At 64.7% G+C, this 22,971-nt stretch carries 19 protein-coding genes and 2 pseudogenes; 4 read left to right on the forward strand and 17 right to left on the reverse strand.

Annotation, left to right across the window (positions count from 1 at the left end):
• The 5 genes and pseudogenes from EAH76_RS23530 to EAH76_RS23550 all read right to left on the reverse strand — a co-directional run.
• Window positions 1-180, reverse strand: a pseudogene (locus EAH76_RS23530) (IS110 family transposase); the annotation flags it as partial.
• Window positions 181-350: 170 nt separating this feature from the next.
• A complete protein-coding gene (locus EAH76_RS23535) occupies window positions 351-1,547 on the reverse strand; it encodes a beta-propeller fold lactonase family protein (RefSeq protein WP_140852700.1) in 1,197 nt (398 codons plus the stop codon).
• A gap of 257 nt (window positions 1,548-1,804) precedes the next feature.
• Window positions 1,805-3,040, reverse strand: a complete 1,236-nt coding sequence (locus EAH76_RS23540) for a DUF418 domain-containing protein (protein ID WP_241659863.1) — start codon at window positions 3,038-3,040, stop codon at window positions 1,805-1,807.
• 445 nt (window positions 3,041-3,485) lie between these two features.
• The gene (locus EAH76_RS23545; protein WP_140852701.1) at window positions 3,486-4,637 is read right to left on the reverse strand and encodes an epoxide hydrolase family protein; all 1,152 of its coding nucleotides are present in this window, start codon (window positions 4,635-4,637) and stop codon (window positions 3,486-3,488) included.
• Between the two features lie 22 nt (window positions 4,638-4,659).
• Window positions 4,660-5,592 (reverse strand): aromatic alcohol reductase, encoded by a 933-nt coding sequence (locus EAH76_RS23550; RefSeq protein ID WP_140852702.1) that lies wholly within the window; start codon window positions 5,590-5,592, stop codon window positions 4,660-4,662.
• Window positions 5,593-5,668: 76 nt separating this feature from the next.
• Here EAH76_RS23550 and EAH76_RS23555 point away from each other — a divergent pair, with 76 nt between their 5' ends.
• Window positions 5,669-6,343, forward strand: coding sequence for a TetR/AcrR family transcriptional regulator (locus EAH76_RS23555; protein ID WP_140852703.1), 675 nt, complete (start codon window positions 5,669-5,671; stop codon window positions 6,341-6,343).
• Between the two features lie 241 nt (window positions 6,344-6,584).
• Here the strand turns inward: EAH76_RS23555 and EAH76_RS23560 are convergent, their stop codons facing one another.
• The gene (locus tag EAH76_RS23560; RefSeq protein ID WP_140852704.1) at window positions 6,585-8,591 is read right to left on the reverse strand and encodes a TIR domain-containing protein; all 2,007 of its coding nucleotides are present in this window, start codon (window positions 8,589-8,591) and stop codon (window positions 6,585-6,587) included.
• A 75-nt stretch (window positions 8,592-8,666) separates the two neighbouring features.
• Between EAH76_RS23560 and EAH76_RS23565 the strand changes: the two genes are divergently transcribed.
• Entirely contained in the window at window positions 8,667-10,421 is a 1,755-nt protein-coding gene (locus EAH76_RS23565; protein WP_140852705.1) for a DUF4231 domain-containing protein, read from the forward strand.
• Between the two features lie 155 nt (window positions 10,422-10,576).
• Here the strand turns inward: EAH76_RS23565 and EAH76_RS23570 are convergent, their stop codons facing one another.
• The 5 genes from EAH76_RS23570 to EAH76_RS23590 all read right to left on the reverse strand — a co-directional run bounded on the left by EAH76_RS23570 (window position 10,577) and on the right by EAH76_RS23590 (window position 15,468).
• The gene (locus tag EAH76_RS23570) at window positions 10,577-11,170 is read right to left on the reverse strand and encodes a (R)-mandelonitrile lyase (RefSeq protein WP_241659864.1); all 594 of its coding nucleotides are present in this window, start codon (window positions 11,168-11,170) and stop codon (window positions 10,577-10,579) included.
• Complete coding sequence (locus EAH76_RS23575; RefSeq protein WP_241659865.1) at window positions 11,160-12,296, reverse strand: MFS transporter; 1,137 nt, start codon at window positions 12,294-12,296, stop codon at window positions 11,160-11,162. Before EAH76_RS23575 ends, EAH76_RS23570 begins: the two co-directional genes overlap by 11 nt.
• Window positions 12,297-12,502: 206 nt before the next feature.
• Window positions 12,503-13,411 carry a LysR family transcriptional regulator gene (locus EAH76_RS23580; protein WP_140852706.1) on the reverse strand — a complete coding sequence of 303 codons (909 nt, stop codon included), beginning with the start codon at window positions 13,409-13,411 and terminating at the stop codon, window positions 12,503-12,505.
• 319 nt (window positions 13,412-13,730) lie between these two features.
• The gene (locus tag EAH76_RS23585) at window positions 13,731-14,756 is read right to left on the reverse strand and encodes an IS110 family transposase (RefSeq protein WP_140852707.1); all 1,026 of its coding nucleotides are present in this window, start codon (window positions 14,754-14,756) and stop codon (window positions 13,731-13,733) included.
• Between the two features lie 250 nt (window positions 14,757-15,006).
• Window positions 15,007-15,468 (reverse strand): thermonuclease family protein, encoded by a 462-nt coding sequence (locus tag EAH76_RS23590; RefSeq protein ID WP_347233123.1) that lies wholly within the window; start codon window positions 15,466-15,468, stop codon window positions 15,007-15,009.
• A gap of 415 nt (window positions 15,469-15,883) precedes the next feature.
• On the opposite strand from EAH76_RS23590, the gene EAH76_RS23595 reads away from it, so the two are divergent.
• The gene (locus EAH76_RS23595; protein ID WP_140852708.1) at window positions 15,884-16,699 is read left to right on the forward strand and encodes a transporter; all 816 of its coding nucleotides are present in this window, start codon (window positions 15,884-15,886) and stop codon (window positions 16,697-16,699) included.
• A 659-nt stretch (window positions 16,700-17,358) separates the two neighbouring features.
• Here the strand turns inward: EAH76_RS23595 and EAH76_RS23600 are convergent.
• The 6 genes and pseudogenes from EAH76_RS23600 to EAH76_RS23620 all read right to left on the reverse strand — a co-directional run bounded on the left by EAH76_RS23600 (window position 17,359) and on the right by EAH76_RS23620 (window position 21,553).
• On the reverse strand, window positions 17,359-18,366 hold the full coding sequence (locus tag EAH76_RS23600; protein WP_140852709.1) for an MFS transporter: 1,008 nt from the start codon (window positions 18,364-18,366) through the stop codon (window positions 17,359-17,361).
• 31 nt (window positions 18,367-18,397) lie between these two features.
• Window positions 18,398-18,580 (reverse strand): annotated as a pseudogene (locus EAH76_RS24935) (MFS transporter); the annotation flags it as partial.
• 2 nt (window positions 18,581-18,582) lie between these two features.
• On the reverse strand, window positions 18,583-18,741 hold the full coding sequence (locus EAH76_RS24690) for a hypothetical protein (protein ID WP_241659866.1): 159 nt from the start codon (window positions 18,739-18,741) through the stop codon (window positions 18,583-18,585).
• A complete protein-coding gene (eutC, locus tag EAH76_RS23610) occupies window positions 18,741-19,496 on the reverse strand; it encodes an ethanolamine ammonia-lyase subunit EutC (RefSeq protein WP_140852710.1) in 756 nt (251 codons plus the stop codon). The genes EAH76_RS24690 and eutC overlap by 1 nt, the downstream gene beginning before the upstream one ends.
• Window positions 19,489-20,880 (reverse strand): ethanolamine ammonia-lyase subunit EutB, encoded by a 1,392-nt coding sequence (locus EAH76_RS23615; protein ID WP_140852711.1) that lies wholly within the window; start codon window positions 20,878-20,880, stop codon window positions 19,489-19,491. The genes eutC and EAH76_RS23615 overlap by 8 nt, the downstream gene beginning before the upstream one ends.
• Before the next feature lie 157 nt (window positions 20,881-21,037).
• Window positions 21,038-21,553, reverse strand: coding sequence for a TonB-dependent receptor domain-containing protein (locus tag EAH76_RS23620; RefSeq protein WP_161989143.1), 516 nt, complete (start codon window positions 21,551-21,553; stop codon window positions 21,038-21,040).
• Window positions 21,554-21,592: 39 nt separating this feature from the next.
• Between EAH76_RS23620 and EAH76_RS23625 the strand changes: the two genes are divergently transcribed.
• A complete protein-coding gene (locus EAH76_RS23625; protein ID WP_161989144.1) occupies window positions 21,593-22,582 on the forward strand; it encodes a HAMP domain-containing histidine kinase in 990 nt (329 codons plus the stop codon).
• The last annotated feature ends 389 nt before the right edge of the window (window positions 22,583-22,971 follow it).

Raw genomic sequence — 22,971 nt, forward strand, 5'->3', positions numbered from 1 at the left:
CGACAGCGGTCCGGCCTCGATCCCGACCCTTACGTAATCGCCAGCGACCGATGTCAGCAGCACAGCAATGTCATCCGGCTCGGTCGGCACCTTACGCTCGCACACCACCTTGCCGGCATCGTCCACCACGCACACCGACGTCTCCTTCACCGAGACGTCCAGACCTACAAAATGCGTCATCGCTCTCACTCCTTCCCTCGATGCACGAGGTCAGGCTCGACCCCGATCCAGGCATCGTATGTGAAGGGGCTGCAATCTCATCGCTGTCGAAATGCAGCCGCCGCGATACACCATCTTTCGGGCAGCACAAAAGGCGGCAAGAATAGCTGGGATTGGGTCCTGTTGAACCTTCATTGAGGCACGATAAGCTGAACCTGCCCACCATTGTAGTCGGTAAGAAACAGCATTTTATCGCCATCGGCGACGCTGACTGAGCGTGGAAAGTAAGTTGCCGCCAAGATCGTCGTTGGAGTCGACCCGCTCGGCGACGCATCTAGCAAAGCAAGGTTGCCGGTCGCTTTCGCCCCTGCGAACCGGTTAGAGTTCGCCACCGCCAGGCGTTTGCCGTCGGCGAACAGCGCCAGTCCGACCGGCGCCTTTCCGCCACTGTCCCTTGCACCAATAAACGCGTGCGCAGGGTCGGATTCCAAAAGAGCAGATGAGAAGGCGAGCACCTTATCGTCACCACGAGCCGCCACCCATACAGTTCGCCCGTCCGGTGAGACCACCGTTCGTACCGGCGAGCAGCCCGCCGCACTGGCCGAGACTACCGCATTGACACCGCCTTGCTCGGCTTTCGCAACGTCGACGACGGAGATAAGCCCGAAGGGCTGCTCTGGTCCGTCGCCCTGCCGGCAGCCACTATGGGCGAGAGCTGTCATCCGCCCGTTGGCCGCTCGTGCGCCCGGCTTTGCCACTTCGCTGGTCACGTAAAGCCGCCGACTGTCAGGTGAAAGGGCTACTCCCGCCACCGCCGCACCACCTGTCGTGATCTGGCCAACCAGCTTGCCTCCTACGAGAACGCCAGTCGCGTCATAAGATAAGGCTAGCACTCCAACGTTGCCACGAACGTCGTTTCCCCCTGCATCTTTAGCCGCCACCCCATACTCGTTGGCGACGAAGGCGAAGCGTCCGTCGGACGTGACCGCGACATCCAGGCTACCCTGCCGTGATGATTTACTGCCGAGCGGCACGGCCACACCCTTGGCTTTGCAATTCGCCGTCACCGCTGCACGGTCAAACAGGAACACGCCTGCGTCACCCGCCGCAACAATCAGTGATTTACCGTTGGGCGTGGTGGCTAATCCCATCACCTGCGGCGCATCGACGGGCTGAAGGCAGCGGAATGTTAATCTGGTGGGAGATAGCGCGGAAAAGACCAGCAGGCCTGTTTCGCTGCCCGGCCGTCCGTTGGAAGTAACCGTGACAATTAGGCCGTCTGCGCTCGGCAGTGCCATGAAGGGGTGGCCGTTCGTCGTCAACGGGGGGGCGGTCTGGGCAGCGGCGATGCTCGCCGGCAGCAGGAAAGCAAGTAACGCTAAACGCATCGGTCCTCCCGGATCGTGAGTGGTTGTAGCCGGGCCTGAGTATACAAGGCCCTTCAGAAATCTTCAGCAGCTATCTCCGGCGTTCAACGAGAGATGCCCAGAAGCGAGGCATCTGTCGGATTCTCGAGCTGAGCTGAAGGCGCTAAGCCGGGCTGGACGAATGGCGAGTATTGGGTGACGAATAATAGGCCTTGAGCGTCTGCGATTGGGTCATCGATGCTAAAGCCAAGCGACCGACGACCAGATTTGAGGCGAGTTCAACTGATTGCGTCTGCCAGTTTCCGCATTGGCTGCAGCTGCATTCGCGAGAGGGACCGCCACACCCATTCCAGGGGGCCGTAGCGATAACGGTCGAGCCACGGTTTGGACCAGCAGAGCATCATCGCCCAGGCGACCGGAACCAGCAGGTATAGCTGCGCCCGAGACCAATAGCCGAACTGCCCCAGCCCCCAGCCGGAGAAGATGAAGGTCATCATCAGCGTCGTGCCGAGATAGTTAGTGAAGGCCGCCCGGCCGACCGCGGCGATCCTCGTGGTCACCCAGGTGCCAGGTCGCATGAGCAGCATCAGCAGCGCTGTATAACCGATTACCATCACCGATCGCGGCACCTCGGCGGCGAGGATTGAGTCGAAGAACACCCAAGGCCCGAAGAAGCCTTGCGCGACGGTATTGTATGCCAGTGCGACATAGATGGGGAGGCTTACGGCAAGGGAGACGGCCGCCCATCGGCGGTATCGCGCACGCGTCCACCGCCCGGTGAGGAAGCCGGAGCGATAGCCTGCCATGCCGAGCAGCATAGCAGACAGCGTCTGCATACCCAACTGCATGATGCCGTTGAGGGGGCTAACCTCATGCTTCCAGCGATAGACGTTGGACTCGACGAAGCCGCCCCGCCTCGCATCCAGCTCCGCGGTCACCTCCGCAGGGGGCGGTACGCCGAACGCAGAGGCGAAGCCGTTCCATGTTTCGATCTTTGCAGGCGTGTCGCGCGCCGCGCTCTCGAAGTACGACTGCGACGCCATGTTCTCGGCGGCCAGCTGCAAAGCGAGAAGAACGCCCGCGCAGATGAGCAGCCAGCGCACAGGCAGGCGGACGAAGAGGAAGGCGACCGATCCGACGATCGCATAATGGTTGAGGATGTCGCCCGACCAGAACAGATATAAATGAACTGCACCGATGACAAACAAGGTCGCCATGCGGCGGTAGTGCACGCCCGCAGCGTTCTCACCCTTGCGGTTCGCCCGCTCGATTACGAGCAGCATCGAGGCGCCGAACAGCACCGAGAACAGCCCTCGCATTTTACCTTCGATGAGCACGTAAGTTGCGAACCAGACCGACAGGTTCGCGCCTGTGGACCCGCCCCACGCGACCGGTGAGAAATAAGCTGAGGGCAGCGCAAAGCCAGGCAGGTTTGCGACCAGGATCCCCATGACGGCCACGCCGCGCAGGAAATCCATGCTCGCGATCCGATCAGCCGGTGCGCTCGTCGCCATCGTGCCTCCCCCGAAAACTAGAAGATCGTGGCAGATATCTGTAGAAGGGCAAGGAGATCCGGTTCGGCGGAGCGTCAGGTGCCAGCGGAAGCCTGAAGGAGTGGCAACCGTGATGAACGGACTTCCGAAGTTGGCGGGCGTCAACGAGGCCCGGAACGGCGGCTCATGGTCGTGACGGCCGCAAGCGGTCGGACGGCTAGCCACCATCTATTGCTGTTCAGCGGACTGAATGTGTTCACCCAAACGCGCCGTTCGGTGGACAGTAACGAGCGGCGGGTTTCGGGAAGTGGACAGGGTGGCATGAATGTCGTGTATTGGGTCGTCGCGGTCGCGAACTGGCAGACGGCCTCCAACCCAGTCCAAGCCTTACACCGGCAATTACCCAACGGCATGCCCTGTTGCGTTCGCTGATATGCTGCCACAACCAGCCTCGCAGCTTCGGGTGCTATGTGGCCCGGAACGTCGCGCGGACGTGCTCAACGAACGCTTCGGCGTTCTCCATTGCCGCGAAATGCCCGCCGCTCGCGGCCTCTCCGAAATAGCGCAGATCGGCAAAGCGCGCCTCCGCCCAACTGCGGGACAGCCGTACCTGCTCGCCGGGGAACATGCTGACACCGGCCGGCAACGGCACGGGCGCGCTCGGCATCCCTTTCGCCATCTCCTGCGCGGCCTCCCAGTAGAAGCGTGCCGAACTGGGCCCGGCGTTCGGCAGCCAGTACAGCATGATGTCGTCGATCAGATGGTCGAGCGGAATGACGCGTTCGGGTTGCCCGCCGCTGTCCGACACATCCTGGAACAGCGCATAAATCCAGCCTGCCAGTCCGACAGGCGAGTCCGCGATAGCGAAGGCAAGCGACTGTGGCCGTGTGCACTGCAGCTTCATATACCCGGAATACTCGCGGTCGTAGCGCGCGGCATCGTCCAGCATCTGCTGCTCGGCCGGCGTCGCATTCTGCCTTTCCTCGGGTGTCGGCTGGACCATCACCATGTTGAGGTGGATACCGGCGAGACCCGGCATGCGCATATGAGCGAGCGCCGTGGTGACCGCGGCACCCCAGTCTCCGCCTAGTGCCATCCAGCGATCGCCATAGCCGAGCCGCTGCATCAGCTCGCCCCATGCCGCGGCGGTGCGGCCTACACCCCAACCCGGCTCGGTAGGCTTGTCGGAGAAGCCGAAGCCGGGCAGCGCGGGGATGACCAGATGGAAGGCGTCCGATGCGTCGCCGCCATGTGCGCGCGGATCGCTGAGCGGGCCGATCACGTCGCGGAACTCGAGCACCGATCCCGGCCAGCCGTGCGTCAGGAGCAGCGGTGTCGCGTCCGGTTCGGGGGAGCGGACATGGAGGAAGTGGATGCCGAGCCGATCGATAACCGTGCGGCTGCTGCCCCAGCCGTCGAGCAGCTTCTCCGTGGCGCGCCAGTCGTAACCGTCCTGCCACCTTTGCGCGAGCGCGCGGATGCGGTCCGATTGCGGGCCCTGCGACCCGTCCTGCACCGTGCCGGCATCTGGCCACCGGGTGCGGGCGAGACGATCGGCCAGATCGTCTAGGTCGGCCTGAGGAATGTGGATCGGGAACGGCTGGATGGCGTCGCTCATGATAAGACTCCGGAAGGTGCGATCAGAGTGTCGGGGCGAGGACAGCTTCGGCGCGCGTCCAGTCGGTCTTGCCGTAGCGATCATTGTCGAGGGGCGAGAGTTTGCCGCGCCCGCTCGACATGTCGCGAACATATTGCATGCCCTGCCAGGCCGTGAACGGCGCATCGGTGCGTGGCGACAGCGCGCGCGCGACGCGGATCAGCGTCGAGAGACGCCCGAGCCCTCCTGCCCGGAACGGCTTCCACCCTCGGCCCTCGAGCCGCGTCATCAGCATCGCGAGGTCGCGCGGGGACACGACGTCCCCGGCGATCCGCAGGAAGCGCGGCGCATCGGCATCGAGCGCCACGTCGGCGGCATAGTCCGCGACATCGTCCTTCGTCGTGAAGTCGAGCGGCTGGTCGGCGTTCCCCCAGTAGAGGATGCGGCGGAAGCGAGGCAGCACGATCGGCGCTTCGCCGGTCAACAGGTCCGCGAAGGCGCCGTTGAGGATCGAGGTCGCGCGGATCGGCGCTGCATCGACGCGCGCCATGAAGCGGCGCCGAAGGTCCATGTTGCGATTGTCGCCGGGACGGGTCTTGGTGAAATCGAGCGAGAAGTCGGACGGGATGAAACGGGGTACGCCCGCCGCGACCGCCGCATCGACAAGCCGGCCCTGGAGATCGAGAATGACCGGTTCCAGCCCGTTCAGGACCGAGACGACGCACTCTGCACCATCCAGCGCATCCGAGAGCGCAGCATGGTTGGCAAAATCGACCGGGACGGGCGTGCCGCCCTGCGCACGCACGGCATCTCGCGCCGCGGCCGGCGTTCCGCTGCGGACCAGCGCACGCACCGTCACGCCACGCCGGTCCAGCGCCGACAGCACACGTCCACCAAGATCGCCCGTGGCACCCGTCAGCGCGATCGTCCGCTGCCCGGGGGCGTTCACAGCGCTACCTCGTGTCGTTGCAGCCATCACCAACCTCCATCGCCAAAACTGAACTATCCCGTTCAGTTCCATTCAATGGGCGCATGGCCTATATGGTTGCGTGATGCAAACGCTTACCGACACAAAGCCTGATCCAGCAAAGCGGCGACGCGGTGGTCGCCCGTCCGCCGACCAGGCCGGCGACGTCGATCGCCGGATTCTCGACGCCGCGACGGACCTGTTCCTGCGGCTGGGATATGATGCGACGAGCTGCGATCAGGTCGTAGTGCTTGCGGGGGCGGGGAAGGCGAGCCTCTACGCCCGCTATGCCAACAAGGAGGAGCTCTTCGCGGCCGTGGTGCGGCGGATGGTGGATCGTACGCTTGTCCCGTCGGGCGCGGTGCCGTGGCATCTGTCCGTCCAGGACCGGCTGCGCGTGGTGGGCCATAGCCTGCTCGAGCACGCGTTGACGTCCGAGGCGGTCGCTCTGATGCGCGTTGTCGTCACCACCGCGCACCGGATGCCCGATCTTGCCCGTTTAGTGGACCGGATCGGCCGCGATGGCGGCGTTGCGTGCGTCGCTCAGGCGATTGCCGGGGCCGACGCCGCGCCGGACCGGATCGAGCAAGCATCGACCGTCGCGGGGCGGTTCATCGACATGGTGTTCGTACCCCACCAGATGCGTGCGCTGATTGGCGATGATCGCGAGCAGCTGGATGCGACGGCATCGCGTCGGATCGACGATGCCATCGATCTGCTCACCCGGGCGGGCTGGTTACACACAACCGAGGCGTCCTAGGCTGCTCGATCCACCTTTTCGATCTACCAGCCTTTCCAGGAAAGCGGAGCTCGGGCGGGCACACGCGCCCGTCACCAACCTCGCTGCCAACATGAACTGATGACTGAAGTTGGGAAGGGGAAATCCGGCCGTAAATGGCGGGTTGTGGGTCGTAGAGACGTCGCATTTCGTGACTCGGTCCTCAACACCGGCCGGCTCCTTCTATTTTCCGGCACGCGGCTCAGGTACGCCGCAGTGACACTCAGATTGTTTGACAGAAGGCTGGTGGCGCACTTTGCGCGCAGACGTCCGGCCGCGTCTTGGTCGCGCGCCAATAGCGCATCAGGCCGAGCCGATCGGTGACGGCGGCAAATGCAGGATCGTTCCGCGCGCCCGCCAAGCTCGGCACGAACAATAACGAGCGGATGCCCCATTCGCGCGCAGCCGCGCGGCGTTCGATCAGCGCCATCGCCTCGCGGTTCGCGCCGAGCGCGCCGAGCAAACTAACCGTGATCGTCGCTTCCTGACCCGCGTCGGGCAGCGCGACGAGGGCCGCCACCGCCGTCGCCCGGTCACCACGCACGCCGGCCGCCAACGCTTGCAAGGCGACGCGCCACGCGGCCAGCACGGCCTTCCCATAAGGCAAGGGCGGCTGGTCGAGCATCGCGATGGCACCGCCGAAATCGCGGCTGACGGGGGCAAGGATCAGGGTGACGACGGCGCGTTGGCCCGGATCGCCGGTCAGTTCCACCGCGGCGTCGACATGATCCTTTGCGCCGCGCAGATTGCCGCCTTCCGCCAGCGCGATCGCCAGCGCCTCCTGCGAATCGAACTCGAGCGCAAGCGTGTCGACCGCGCGCCGATATTGGGCAAGCGCCGCCGACGACCGCCCAGTCTCGGCGAGGAACGCGCCGTAGATATTGTGCTCGCATCCGCACGATAGGGCGCGAACCTGAAGCGCTTGCCGTAACAACGCCTCGCGCTCGGTGAGCGCGGCCGGGTCGATCGCCAGGCTCTTCCATGCCAACGCCTCGCTGTTCGTTGGATCGAGTGCGATCGCACGATCGGTCGCCGCCAGCGATTCTCGAATGTAGGGCGCGGCGTCGAGCGGCGAGAGCGAGGCCGACGTCATCATCGCGGAAATCGCGATTCCCGACCAGCCCCAGGAGAAATCCGGCACCGCCGCGACGACCCGGCGGGCGGCGTCGAGTCCCTTCGCGAGTTGCGCATCGAGCGAATAATGATGGTAGCATTCCGTCAGATAGTCGGCCATCGCCCCGTCGGGCAGCGCGCGGGGATAGGTCGACGCACCGAACAACCCGCACCGCAAGACGGACCCAGCATTGGCGGCCACCAACCGTGGCATGCGCGACAAGGCGCCGGCATCATATGCGTAGCTTTGCGACCATAGATTGGCGCCCGAGCGTTCGTTGAAGAGCCGCAAGACGACGCGGACCTGAGCATCGTCGCGCCTCATGGTTCCGCTGAGGCCGAGCGCGGGGCTGTCGCCCGGCACCGGCGCGCCGGCATTCGACACCTTGACGACGCCTTCGTCGGCCAGCGCCGCGGTCAGCTCGTCCCGCAACGCCGCGTCGGTGCCCGCCGGAATATCGGGCGTAAGCCGCTCGAACCCCGTCAGGCGAACGGCGAGGACCGTCACAGCGGACGATCCGCTGCCCGTGCCGCGATGCGTGGCAAGCCAAGCACCGCCGCCCGCCAGGGCGAGCAGCGCCAGCCCGCCGCCGATCCACAGTCGGCGGAGACGCGTGTGCGTTCGTCGTGCCGTTCCCGTGTCCGGTTGCGCCTCGGCGCGGTCGATGGTGCCGTGCTCGTCCAGGCGTCGGGCGACCGTATCCAAGGCGTGCGCGCGGTCCGGAAACAGATCGATCCACTGCCGCGTCGACAATTCGTAGGCAAAGGCGTCGGATGCATCGACGTCCGCTATCCGCACCGTGATAACCGGCACGCGGAACCGGCTCGCCAGCGACAGTTCCTTCTTGATTTCGTCCGACCGATTGGCGTTCTCAGAGAAGACGAGCACGAGAGCGCCAGCGGCACGGATCGCGCCGACGATCGCTTCCTGATAATTGTCCCCGGGCGCGACGTCGCGTGCCGCCATCCAACAGGGAAATCCGCGCGTTTCCAGCGCTGCGCAGATCGCGGCGGCCTCGCGCCGATCCGCAGTGGCATAGCTGAGGAACGTCTTGCCCATCAGTTCGTTGTCACGCTCGTGCCCGCCCGGTCCATTCGGCTCGCCCCTCGTGGCCATGCTACCGTGTCACGAGGCAATGCGGAAGTGTGCCGAGATAGTCCTACCGTGCCCGGCGTGTCGCTGGCATAACGCGTGTCCGCCATCATGCGGCGGGACCATGTGAAGCAGAAGGGGACCGGCGTGGAACCGTTGACCATCGGGGTGACCGGTCACCGTCCCTCGCGTCTCGCCGGGGTCGATCTGACCGACCTCGCCGCGCGGGTCCGAGTCGCGCTTTCGGCGTTCGCCGCCGCGGCGCCCGGTCACGAACTGCGCCTCGTCAGCAATCTTGCTGAGGGCGCCGACAGTATCGCGTTCGACCAGGCCGCCGCGCTCGGTTGGCCGGTCGATGTCGTGCTGCCATTCGAACCGATGCGCAACGCCTACGAATTTCCCGATCCCGCAGCGCGCGCCGCGCTCGATGCGCGGCTCGCCGGTGCACGCGTGGTGATGGCGCTGGCCCCGAGCTGGCCCGGCCGCGAGGCACCGGAGGTGGCGTACGAGCGCGCCGGACGGGTGATGCTGGCGCAAAGCGACGTGCTGCTCGCGATCTGGGACGGCGCGCCAGCGCGCGGGCGGGGCGGCGCGGCTCAGATCATCGAGGAGGCGGTCGCGCGGGGCATTCCCGTGATTCATGTTCCGGTCGGCGCGGATGCGTCCGCGCCGCGCCTGCTCTGGGATCGGCTCGATGCGCTTCACCTCGGCCAGGCCGAACTGGAAACGGTACCGATGGGTGGCCTCAATCGCTTGCCCGACATGGTCGCGCATCTCGTCAACGGAGAGGCTGATGGCGCGCTGCCGCCCATTGATGCGCGGCGACGACCGACGCTGGCGGTGGCATATTCGCTGCTGCTACAACTCACCGGGGTGCGACGGCTCCGGCGCGCCGATTTCCGGCGCGTGCGGATCGACCCGACGGCCGCCGCGCTCATCGCACCAGCCGATCCCACGGACGCCTTCCGCACTCGGATCAATGATATCGTCTCGGGCGATTTCGCCATCGCCGACGCGGTGGCGACCGAGGCCGCCCGCCGCTTCCGCAGCGCATATGTGAGCAACTTCACCCTGGCGGCCACGGCGGTGCTGATCGCGCTCGCCGGGCTCCTGTTGCCGATATCGGTGAAGCCCGTGCTCATCTGTCTGGAGCTGGCGACGATCGCGACCATCCTTGTCGTCACGCGGCTCGGCAACCGGTCGCGCTGGCATCAGCGCTGGCTCGACGCGCGCCGCGTTGCCGAACAGCTGCGCTGCCTTGCGATCGCGGCGCAACTCGGCGATCTACATCTGCGGCGCGACCTACACCCTGCCGCCCGGGCGGTGGCGCGGCGGCTCGGCATGCCGGCCGTCGTCGTCGACGACATCTATCTCACCCGGGTCCACGCTGATCTGCTGCGTCTGCTCGATGGCCAGATCGCGTATCTGGACGGAGATGCACACCGGATGCACCGTCTCGAGCATCGGCTTCATAGGGTCGGCGGTCTGTTGTTCGGATTGACCGCGACAATCTGCCTTGTCTTTCTCGTCATCGAACTCGCGGCCGTCGCGGTGCCGGCGCTGCATGGCGCTGTGGAACCGATCACGATCTGGGGCACGGTCTCCAGCGCGGCCCTGCCCGCGATCGGCGCGGCGATCTACGGCATCCGCATGCAGGGTGATTTCGCGGGCACTGCCGAGCGCGACGAGGAACTTGCCGGGCAGCTGCGCCGCGTCCGCGCACTGTGCGGCGCAACCCTCACGTCCTACGACGCGCTGCGCCATCGCACAGATCAGATCGCGGACCTCCTCACACAGGATCTATCGAGCTGGCTCCAGACATATGTCTCGCGTCCGCTTGTTCTACCGGGTTGATCACCGGGTGGCTGGATTAGGATCAAAGGCGGTAATTTTATGTATCCACGTGCCCTGAATGAATGACTGATTGTAGCAACAGCTCAGGGTAGCGTGAGCGTCCGCGACTGGGTCAAGGTGACCTTAGCCGTCCGCAACCGTTCGCCTTGCCAATGTCAGTCGTCCCGTTTGGCGCCGGGCGTAGCTGGGCCAGCGCGATATTGCGCGTCGGTAACCTGCTCCATCCACTGGACCGGCGACCCGTTCAGCGACTCCTGAATTGCGATATGGGTCATCGCCTGGGTCGGGGTGGCACCGTGCCAGTGCTTGTGCTCCGGCGGGCACCACAGCACGTCGCCGACCTGGAATTCGAGCGTGGGCCCGCCTTCGATCTGCGTCCAGCCGACCCCCTCCGTCACAATCAGCGTCTGACCGAGAGGGTGCTTATGCCAGGCGGTGCGGGCACCGGGCTCGAAATGGACAATCGCACCACTGACTCGCGAAGGTTCCGGGCGTTGAAACTGGCCACTGATCGTGACCTTTCCAGTGAACCACTCCGCCGGTCCATTGATGGTCTTCTGATCGGCTTTGCGCGTTACTTCCATTGTAGGTCTCCTGTCCTGGGCCTGAGCGGTCTGGGGAATGGCCATGGCCACCATCGCCAGCGCCAGGCCGCGGGTGTTGGTTGAAAACATGTCGGTTTTCTCGCTGTCTCCTTCGCGCAAACATTGCCGTCGAAGCGGCGCCAGCGCGCGTGCCTTAGTGCGCATGGGAGTGGTCCTTTCTGGATGATCGATCGGAAGCCCGGCTTCCGGCATAGCCGAGCAGCGCCGAGGCGATGAGAACCAGGGCGGCGGCAAGGAAGGTCGCGCCGGGCCCGAAGGCGTCGAACAACAAGCCGCCCCCGGCAGCCCCCAGCGTGATCGCGAGCTGCACCACGGCGACCATCAGTCCACCCGCCGCTTCCGCATCCTCGGGCAACGTACGGCTCAGCCAGGTCCACCAGGCCACAGGCAGCGCGGTGCCGACGAACCCCCAAGCGCCCAACAGCAGGGCGGTGGCGAGCGGGATCGAACCCAGCGGGATCAGGGCGAGCGCGATCCCGGCCATGACGACTGGGGCCGCGATCAGCGTCACCGACAGGTTCCAGGCGACGACCCGGCCGATCAGCCAGGTGCCGGCGAGGCCGGCCGCGCCCATGCCCAGCAACATTGCCGAGAACAGCGAAACGCTGACGCCCGTAACCTGCTCTAGGAACGGCCGCAGATAGGTGAACAGCGCGAACTGGCCCATGAACAGCAGCCCGACCGCTGCCATACCGACCCGCACTTCGGGCCGACGCAACACGCCCAGCGAACTGCTTGCGTTGGATTCGCGTCTTGGGGGCATCGACGGTAGGGTCGTCCACTGCCAGGCGAACGTGGCGATGGCGAGCGGCACCAAGATGAAGAAGGCGCCGCGCCAGCCGATAAACTGGCCCAGAAAGCTGCCGAGCGGGGCGGCTATGGTGGTCGCCAGCGCGTTGCCCCCGTTCAACAACGCCAGTGCCTTGGGAACCTGGTCCGTCGGCACGAGGCGCATGACCGTCGCTGTCGACATCGACCAGAAACCGCCAATCGCGATCCCCAGCAGCGCGCGGCCGGCCATCAACATTAGATAGGAGGGGGCGAACGCGACGGTCAGCCCAGACACCAGCATCAGGACGGTCAGGCCGAGCAGCAGCCCACGCCGGTCGATGTTGGCGGTCAGCGACGCAATGGTCAGGCTGGTCAGGACCGCGAAGATACCGGACACCGAAATCGCCTGTCCGGCCGCCCCTTCTGTGACGCGCAGATCGACTGCGATCGGCGTCAGGATGCTGACTGGCATGAACTCGGATGCGATCAGCGTGGACACGCACAAGGTAAGGGCCAGAACTGCGCCCCAGCTGCTGGAAGATGGTGCTGCCGCCGCGGGTCGGGCGTGTGTGTCTGCCATGCTGGTCATTCGTGTCTCCTTGGCTCGACCGAACCTTCGAGACCCTATTATGGGTGTGACCGAGCCGCGGAATTAGCGGGTATCTGCTCCATGCTACGATGAGCATGGCTCATCACCCCGATCGGTCATGATCCGAGCGGACGTATTTCCCTGATAAGGTCGATCAGCAAGCGAAGTGCGGTCGGAAGCTGCCGACGTCCGGAATAATAGATGTGAAAGCCAGGCCCCGGCGACGCCCAGTCTGCCAGGACGATCTGCAATTCGCCCGTGTCGACCAATTTTACGACCAAAGGCTCGGGAAGATAGGCCAAGGCGGCGCCGCGTCGTGCGAGGCCCAGTCCGAACTCTGTTTCATCGAAGGTGATCGCTCCCGGGACGTCCAGCGCAAAGGACTCATCGCCTCTGTCGAACTCCCAGTGATAGATGCTGCCGTCGCCCAAGCGGATGCGCAGGCAGTGATGCTCCATCAGCTGGGACGGGTGCGTGGGGGTGCCGTGCTTCTCTAAATAGACGGGAGCGCCCACGACGACCCAACGGATGTCGGGCGAAAGGCGTTGCGCGATCATGTCCTCGGGAACGGTGCCGCCATAGCGAATGCCGGCATCCGCTCCTTCGGATATCACGTCGACCAGATGGTTGCTGACGGCCACGTCGATCTGAATATCGGGATACAGTTCGACAAAGATCGGCAAGACCGGGCCGAGCAGCATGGCGGCGGCATGTTCGAGGACGTTAAGGCGGATGCGGCCGGACGGCTCGTCACGATAGCGGTTCAACCCCTCAATTGCGGAACCGATCACCTCGAACGGCTGGGTGATCTTGCCCAGAAGCTCCTCTCCTGCGGCCGTGAGAGTCATGCTGCGGTTTGTCCGGTTCAGCAGCCGGACGCCCAATCGGGTTTCGAGCCCCTTGAGCGAGTGGCTGAGCGCCGATGCACTGACACCGAGATCCAGCCCTGCACGCCGAAAACTGCGATGCTTGGCGATCGCGAGGAAGTAGCTGAAGTCGGCGAGGTCTGTACGGCTGATGTGCATCGTGACAGAATGGCTACGACGCTCCTTGATAGCAATTTGCCATGAACGAATGTCTGTGTGTGGACGCCCCGTCGGATACAAGGGGGGTAATCGAGAGATTTGATCGCGCAGGTTCAGGTGCTTCGGTGTGTCCGGCCTACTGATGCAGCCATCATCACGGCTGCTGGCCTGTATGGAGATCGCGGATCGGGTCCAGACCGAAGTTGCGCGCTCGAGGCGCTTAGACATTTCACTGGGCTTCCCGACCCCGTCTTCTGACCGTTGCGCCATACCTCTCTATTGACCTTCCTTGCGTCCCTGACGCCTCAAGCCTTAGCGGTCACACCGCCGCGGCCGGAGCTCTGTAGGACCCGCCATGCGCCATCAGCGCCCAGACGGTCCTCGCCATCTTATTCGCAAGCGCGACGGTGATCAGCATGCGCGGCTTCCGAGCGAGCATGCCGGCCAGCCATGCGCTGGCTTTATCAGGGTCACGCGCGGCGACCTTTGTCACCGAGCTCGCGCCGATGATCAGAAGCCTCCGCAAGCTGCGCTCGCCCATCTTGGTCGGTCGCCCCAGTCGTTCCTTGCCGCCGCTCGAGTGCTGCCGTGGAACAAGGCCCAGCCAGGCTGCGAAGTCACGCCCGCGCCGGAAGGTGCTGGCAGAAGGTGCGAGCGCCACCAGCGCGGTTGCGATCACCGGGCCGACACCGGGTATCGTCATCAACCGTTTCGCCACGGGATCCGCCTTGGCCCGTGCCGCGATTTCACGGTCCAGGAGAACTATCTGCGACTGAAGCGCCTGCAGGCTCTGGGCGATGACGACCAGCACCGGACGCGCTTCGGCGGGGATGTCGGATGTAGGGTCATCGACGATCTCGACCAGCTTTCTGACATGTCCGATGCCTTGGCGAACGACGTAGCCGAACTCCGTGAGGTGCCCGCGCAAGGCGTTGATCAACTGGGTGCGCTGACGCACAAGCAGGTCGCGCGTACGGAAGATCACACCAGATGCCTGAGCCTCGGCGCTCTTGCCTTGCACGAACCGCATCGTTGGGCGTTGTGCGGCCTCGCAGATCGCTTCGGCATCAGCCATGTCGTTCTTTTGCCGCTTCACGAACGGTTTGACGTACGCTGGCGCGATGAGCCGCGTGTCGTGCCCGAACGCCGCGATCTCGCGTGCCCAGTAGTGAGCACTGGCGCATGGCTCCATCGCCACAAGACACCGCGGAAGAGTCGAGAAGAACCCCAGAACTTCATCACGCCGCAACTTCTTGCGGAAAACCACGGTGCCGTTTGAATCTGCCCCGTGCACCTGGAAAACCGACTTGGCCAGATCGATGCCGACTGTGCTAACCTCACTCATGGACGCCTCCTTCAAGTGGTGTTTCAACACCTCCACTATGGCACATCGATGCCGTCAGGGGGCGTCCACCCCAACGAAGTTGGAGCGCAGACTGGGCGCGACGAATGACCGCATCTGGGTCACGCCGGCCAATAAGCGGTCGTACGGTTCGCCACCAATTTTCACCGTTAGATCGCAGCTGGATCCGTCATGGTTGCGTAGCCGACCAGCAAAGATTGTTGAAAGCGGAAGGTGCCGCTCCCCACGGTTCCTACAGCGCAGCCGACGGGCATAGGTGACTGACGCGATAGCCATTATCCCAACGCGGTTTGTAGATTGCTTGCTTCTGCGCGAGTTGCCAGCATGACAGATCCCCGCGGGGCCCAGTCACTAGCGCAAGCGTCCGCCCATAGCGATCTTCACCGACTCGCTCGATATGAAGGTCACCCGACATCGCGGCTTCGAGGCTGGACGTAGAAGCATATGCGTCGCCTGGCGCGCATACCCTTTTCCCGTGGCAATGACCCGGTAGCTCGGGCGCATCAATGCCAAGCAGGCGGATACGTTCGTCGCCGCACTTGATCGTGTCGCCATCCGTCACCCGGCATTGGGTACTCGCCGCCGCATAAGCAGGTGGCCCAACGAGACGATCGCTCATGATCGGGGCAACACCGATCATCGTCCCGCCAGCAACGGCGGCAGCGCCGGTCAACGCGATAGTCGAGAACTTCATCCCGTAATTGTGGGCCCGCGTCGTTCAGAAAGCATGAAAGGACGAGCAGAGCCGCTCATTTTGTTGCTCGGACAACGCTGATGCGACGCGCTCGACGAGAAACGACCGGCAGCAATCGGGCGGGAGAGGGTCGGGCCGTAAGTGACCAAGTGCGCTGTTTAATTTAGTTCGGCTCGGTCAAAGCGCTGAGAAGATCATGATTACGAACGACCGATGCTGGGTAGCCGAAAGCGCGCTGCAAGTGACCGGGATTGGGTCGTAACTACCGGATCGAAGTGGTCCGGTCGCGCAGCAAAACTGATATAGGACGTCCGACGCCAAACACGCAGGTGCCGGTAGTCTTGTCTGAAAACGAAGCCTACGGAAGCATACCCTCGAAGGGGTTGTAGGCGCTAAGCCGTTCAAGGGGGAAACAATGCGCAGTCTCACCATGGTACTGGCATGCAGCGTGGCATGCATCGCCGCGGCAGCGGACGCCGAGGACAGTAATGCGGATAGACTGTGCAGCGAGCGCCCGGGCCTCACCACGAGCGCTTGCATCACCGCGCCAGGCCGTCTCCAGAGCGAAACCGCTCTGGCCGACTGGACGCTGGCGCTTGGTGACGGCGAGCGCGCCGATACCATCCTGATCGGTGACACCCTGATCCGTTACGGCGTGGGCGGCAAGACGGAACTCCGTCTCGGCTTTACACCCTACGGCTTCGAGCGCGACCGCCACGCGGACGGCAGAGTCGAGCGAGCGGGCCGAGTTGGCGACGCAACCGTCGGCGTGAAGACCTCGATCGTAGAACGAAAGGAAGATACCGGGCTGGCGATGTCGATGATAGCGACCGCGCTGCTACCGGTCGGGCGTCGGCCGATCGGCGCCGGGGACTGGGGCGCTTCATTCCAGCTTCCAGTCACCTACCGCACCTCGGACAAAGTCTCGCTGCAGGTTACCCCGCTCGTTGCTGCGGCGGTGGACGATGACGGTCGCGGCCGCCATGCCCTGTATGGTAGTGCGGTCGAGATCGAATACTCGTTGAGCGAGGCGGTGAAGGCTGCCGTCAGTGCCCAGCTGACGCGCGACGACGATCCCGATCCAACGGTTCGTGGCACGCCGGCGCTCAGCAGCGTCGCGTTCTCCTGGCAGCCAAGCCACAACCTCCAGCTTGATCTTGGTACCAATGTCGGCCTGAACCGGGCCGCGCCCGATATCGAAGTTTTTGCTGGCGTGTCGCACCGATTTTGAACGCGAAGCGCCGCATGAGCTAGCCGGGGTGGGCGGACGTACAGCAGATGCGGTGAGTGTGGACGAGCGTCCGCTTCTGATGAGCCCGCCAGGAGTGGCTAAGCCCGCAACTGGGTCTACTCGCCCCATATCTGCCGGTCGGCCCGCCCCCAAATTGTCGCCGATCGAGATTCTGAGCGGTGCGCCCAATGCTTGCCGTTCGCAGCGGCCCCAACCGAGCAAATAGGACGCGCGTCGCATCCGCTACCCTTGTGATCTGACGGCAACCTGCCATTCCGCGACCGGCGTCGGTTTCCTCTTTGTTGAAGCCCTAACGCCGCCCCGCGAACGATCCCGTCGCTCGTAACCGGACGTGACTGGATATGTTCCCAACCGCGAGTTCGTTCAACTTCTGCCATCCATGACCGCTTCGGCGGCGGCTTGGCGTTGCGTTCTATTGAGATGAATGGATGGCTGAAGTTGGGGAGGGCGGAAGCTGCGCTGTATGTCGCCTTTTGGGCCTGAACGTCGAAGATTGGGAGACGGCCTTGCGCGACGACTGGGTACCGAAGTTATTTCACGTCGCCGTGGGTTATATTTTCCTAAAACCATAATTCTCCCACGCGCACTGGCAATTTCGCATTAACGCGCGTGCGGCGCAGGAACGCGCAGCACAATCGTTAATGGGGTTGCTTTTTGGCGGCGAGCTCTGCGCAGATTGCGGCATGTCGCGCTGCGGTCAAGCGATGCCCGACGATCAAGGCGGCGGTGATGACACCGAGCGTCGCCGGTACCCCGATGTAGAAGGCGGTTAAAGTAGCCAAGGCGGCTGATCCGTTGCGACCAACGGGGTCGAAATGCGTGAACCCCAGTCCAAGGAAGGTGATCCCTGGCGCAAGCGCTAGGCCGAGCTTGTTTGTGCCCGCGAACAGCGCGGAAATCAGGCCGGTGCGATCATAGCCCGAGCGCAAATATTCCTCGTCGCCGGCATCGGCCATCATCGAGCGCAGCAGCAGCGGACCAGCCGAGAGCGTGAGTCCGACGAGGAACAGCACGATCCCGCCGATCACGCGGTCGGCAGGCATTACTGCGATGACCAGCAAAGAGACGGCGTTGAGGATGAAGGCGACCGCGGCGGCGCGGTGCTTGCCGATGCGGCCGGTAAGATAGTTCCAGATCGGCGTGCAGCACAGCGATCCGCACAGGTTGAGGAACAGTAGGATGGTGATGTCGAGGAGCGGTACGTGCTTGACCATGCCGAAGTAGAAGAAGAACAAGGCGCTGTTCATCCCCATCGCGGTGCCGATGACAAGATCGGCGATCAGCAGCCGCGCGATCGTCGGTTGCAGCATGAGCCGCAGATAGTCGATCCAGCGCGGCGGGACGTGCGGGCGATCGCCGATCGGCTCGCGCACGGTCGACACCGCGATCAGCACCCTCAGCGGCAACAGTGCGGCGACAAGCCACGGCATCGCCGCGACCCTGGTCTGGTGATCGTAATGCAAGGCACCTTCGACGATGACCGGCGTCGCGAGCACCGCGATCATCCCGACCAGCACACCCGCTTGCCACCAGGCGAAGATACGCGAGCGGCCGGCGTAATCGCTCGACAGTGTCGCACCCCACGAGAGGTGGGCGAGATAGCACGCCGAATAAGCCCCGTAACACACCGCCAGCCATAGCAGCAGATACCCCCATCCCCGCGCCGGCGGGCGGGTTGAACAGCATCAGCACGCCGAGCGTCAGTGGCACCGCGCCGCCGACCAGCCACGGCCGGAAGCGCCCGAAGCGGCTATGCCCGCGGTCCATGATGGCGCCGATGATCGGATCGAGCACAATGTCAGCGAGGCGGACGACGAGAAAGATCGTGCCGATCGCGGCGAGCGAGAGCCCGACGCGCACCTTTAGAAGGTCGGGATATAGGCAAGCAGCGAGATCGCCAGCGCCGAGATGGGGACCGCCGGGCCGGCGAAAGCAAGCAGACGGGGCGCGGACAGCCGCGCCTCGCTCGGCGCGGCGGCGGGCAGGTCGGGAGCGAGGTCTATACGCGGGACGGTCGACATCAATCATGCTCCAGCGCGGTATCGGAAGAGGGAAGGGCAAGGCCCTGGCGATCCTTGAGGCTGACGCCAGTCAGGCCAAGCTTGCGCGCTTCGCCGAGCAGCCAGGCGATTTTGGCGGCGGCCGCGGTGGGGGCGAAGCCGCCGGGGGTGCGGATGTTCGACACGCAATTGCGCTGGCTGTCGCGACGGCCGACGACGGGCTTCCAGGTGATGTACGCGCCGAGGCTGTCGGCCGCGCTGAGCCCCGGCCGCTCGCCGATCAGCATAACCAGCGCGCGCGCGCCGAACCGCGCGGCCACGTCGTCGCCGAGCGCGACGCGCGCCTGGGTGGCGAGCACGATCGGCGCGATCGTCCAGTCCTTAAGCGCGGCGATCAAGGCCGCCGTAACGGTGGCGGCATGGGCGTGGACGGCGGTGGCGGAAAGGCCGTCGCCGATGACGATCGCGAGGTCGTAACGGCCTTTCACCAGCGCTTCCGCTCCATGCTCGACGCGACGGCCGAGCCCCGGGTTCTGCAGATAGGTGGCGCGATCGGGAGCGGCGCTGCCGACGAGGATCGCGTCGCACCCGAGCTGATCGCGCAGCAGCGCGACGTCGAGCGCGGTATGCACCGCGTCTCGCGCGCGGGCATGGGCGAGCTGGAAGTCGAGCATTGGCGCGGTCGGCAAGGCCTGGCCGGCGCGCCCGAGTCCGATCCGTGCGCTGGTCAGCGGCCGCAGCCGCGCGAAGCGATCGAGCTCGGGCGGGTCAGCCATGCGGCGCCACCGCGGCGAGCAACGCCTGCGCACCGCCCGCCTGGTCGATTGCCGCGATCCGACCGGCGGAATCGCGCAATCCCATCGCGTCGAGCCACGCCTCGAACTCTGGCGCTGGCCGCAGCCCGAGCACCTCGCGCACGTACAGCGCGTCGTGGAAGCTCGTGCTCTGGTAGTTGAGCATGATGTCGTCGGCGCCCGGCACGCCCATTACGAAATTGCACCCCGCCACGCCGAGCAGGGTCAGCAGCGTGTCCATATCGTCCTGATCGGCGGCGGCATGGTTGGTGTAGCAGACGTCGACTCCCATCGGCAGGCCCATCAGCTTGCCGCAGAAATGGTCCTCAAGCGCGGCGCGGATGATCTGCTTGCCGTCGTAGAGATATTCGGGCCCGATGAAGCCGACCACGGTGTTGACCAGCAACGGGCGGAACGGCCGCGCCACGGCTTGCGCGCGCGCCTCGAGCGTTTGCTGGTCGACGCCGTGGTGCGCCTCAGCCGACAGCGCCGAGCCTTGGCCTGTCTCGAAATACATCACATTGTCGCCGAGCGTGTGGCGGCCGAGCGAGAGTGTCGCGGCATGCGCCTCGCGCAGCAAGGCGAGATCGATGCCGAAGCCAAGATTGGCGGCCTCGGTTCCGGCGATCGACTGGAAGGTGAGGTCGACCGGCGCGCTCGATGCGATCAACTCGATGCCGTTGGTGAGGTGCGTCAGCACGCAGGTCTGCGTCGGGATCGAATAGCGCTCGCGGATTTCGTCGAGCAGGAACAGCAGCGCACGCGCGCCCTCGACGCTGTCGGTCGCCGGGTTGATGCCGATCGTCGCGTCGCCGCAGCCCATCAGCAACCCATCGACGATTGACGCGGCGATGCCCGGCAGATCGTCGGTCGGATGGTTGGGCTGCAACCGCACCGCCAGCCGCCCTGGAAGGCCAAGCGTGTTGCGGAACGCGGTGACGACGCTGAGCTTGGCGCCGACCGCGATCAAATCCTGGTTGCGCATCAGCTTGGACACCGCCGCCGCCATCTCGGGCGTGATCCCCGGCGCGACCGCGGCGAGCGTCGCGCCGTCGACCGCGTTCGACAGTAGCCATTCGCGAAACGCCCCGACCGTCAGATGCGCCACGTCTGAGAAGGCGGCGGCATCGTGGGTATCGATGATCAGGCGCGACACCTCGTCTTGCTCATACGGCACGACGAGGTCTTCGAGGAACGTGCGCAACGGCAGATCCGCCAACAGATAACGCGCCGCGACGCGCTGCTCGGCGCTCGTCGCGGCGATGCCTGCGAGGTGGTCGCCCGACCGCTCCGGCGTCGCCGCGGCCAGCACCTGCTTCAAATCGTCGAAGCGGTGTCGTGTGCCGGCAAGATCCTGATGGTACATCGCGCTGGTTCCCCGGACGGCCTCTATACTGCCATTTCAGTTCGAGCCCGTAGGTGCGCGGCGTACCATATTTGCCGAAGATGGTGGTGAAGGCATCCGCCGCAGTGCCAAGGTCGTAGACCTTGTTGAGCAGGTTGTTGCCGTACAATGCCGCCTCCTACCTGCCGTCGGGGGTGCCGAGCCTGAGCCGCGCATCGACCAGCGTATAGCCCTTCTGGAAGAATGCGGCGGCGTTCGACGAGTCCGAATATTGCGAGCTGTGGTGCGAGACGGTGACATGGCCGAAGCCGTCGATCCGGTCGGACATCGCGCGCTCGTAATCGACCGTCGCCGAGGACGTGAATTTCGGCGCATATTCGAGCTGATGACCCGAATAATCGACCCCGACCCCGCCGCCGTTGAGGAACTCCTTATATTTCGCGTGGAGCCAGGCGGCGTGGAGATTGATCGACAGGCCCTTGAGTGGCGCGACGACGATCGACGCCTTGGGGCCATAGGTCTCGACCTTGCCGGCGTTGCTCAGCGCAAGCTCGATCTGCGGCGGGGTGGCGCCCGGGATGATGCGGAACTGGCTGACCTGATAGCCGCTGTAGCTGGCGTAGAAGAGGTAAACGCGCGTAGTCTTCGGTGACGCAGCGGGCAGCTTGCCCCACCTCTCGGCCAGGTTTCTCACTGCGACGCCTGCCGCTGATGAACCGATCGAAGATCGACGGTGTCGGCGAACCTCCGATGCTGCGAACGGTGCGCGGCGCGGGATATCGGCTCGATGCGGCCTGACCCGTCGCCGGCGCGCAGTGCTGCATGGCGCGGTGCGTTGTGGATCACGCTGATCGCGCTGGTTACGACCAGCGTCGCGTTGACGCTGCAATACGTCCAGACGACGCAGACCATCGACGCCCGCCGGGCAGCGGTCGTCGATGATGAAGCCAGCGGCTTGGTCGAGCGCTACCGCAGCGATGGCGTTCCCGGCGTCGCGCAAGCGATCCAGCGCCAGGTGTCCGTTCCCCGCATCCACGAATTCTTCTACCTGCTCACCTTGTCCGATGGGACGCCAATCGTCGGCAATCTGCTCGGCTGGCCGGCGGCGATTCAGCAGGGCGGCTTCTACCGGTTCGAAACCGCGGTGACGAACACCCGCGGCATCAGTAGCCGGCGTTGGGTGGAAGCGCGCGCGATCGTGCTCGATGACGGTGAGCGACTGCTCGTCGGCGATTTTGCCGATGAGCGAGGGGTGTTGCGCGAGCGCTATCTCTCGGGACCGTTATGGAGTCTGGTCGCCACGGGTGCTCTCGGACTGCTGTTTGGCTGGTGGTACGCAAGGCGCGGCCTTGCGTTCGTCAAGCTCGTGTCGGACGTCGGGCAGCGGTTTCTCGGCGGTTCGATGGGCGAGCGCGTTCCGGTCTCGCAACGCGGTGACGAATATGATCGCCTTGCCGAGACGTTCAATCGCACATTCGGCGAGGTCGAACGATTGGTCGATTCCCTCCGCGCGGCAACGGACGGAATGGCGCACGATCTCAAGACACCGCTCACACGAATCCGTGCGCGGCTCAAACTGGCCGAAGCCGACCTTCGGTTTGCTGATAATCTACCTGGCTTGAGGGTCGAATTTTGCTTCCCACTGGAAGGCGCGGGCATCGCCACCCGCGATCGAGCGGAAAAGCCGCTTATTCGGAATTGCCCAAGCCACACCGGATCATGAAAGGTTGATCTCTAACGTTTCTGGTCGAGCCATCGGGTCATCAGCGCTTCGGCCAAGCGCCGCTCATCTCGCGCGAATTGCCGAAAGGGGCGGATGCACGAACCCGCTGCGCGGGAGGGCGTGTGCGGCATGGTTGAGGTGAAGGAAAGAGCGTTGCGCGCCGGTTGAGCGATGCAGGACGCAGGCAGAGCATCGGGCTCCACCAGAAGGAGCCTCACCATGCACATCCTCGCACCCGCCGTGGCTGTCAGCCCGCTACGCCAGCGCCTCATCGACGAGATGGAGATGCGACGGTTCTGTCGCGAGACGCAGCGCAACTACATCCGCGACGTCGGGCGGTTCGCCACATTCCTGGGGCGCTCGCCCGACACCGCAACGGCGGAGGATGT

Origin of the sequence: Sphingomonas glacialis, from assembly GCF_006439055.1 — a bacterium.
GTDB classification, from domain to species: Bacteria; Pseudomonadota; Alphaproteobacteria; order Sphingomonadales; family Sphingomonadaceae; genus Sphingomonas; species Sphingomonas glacialis_A.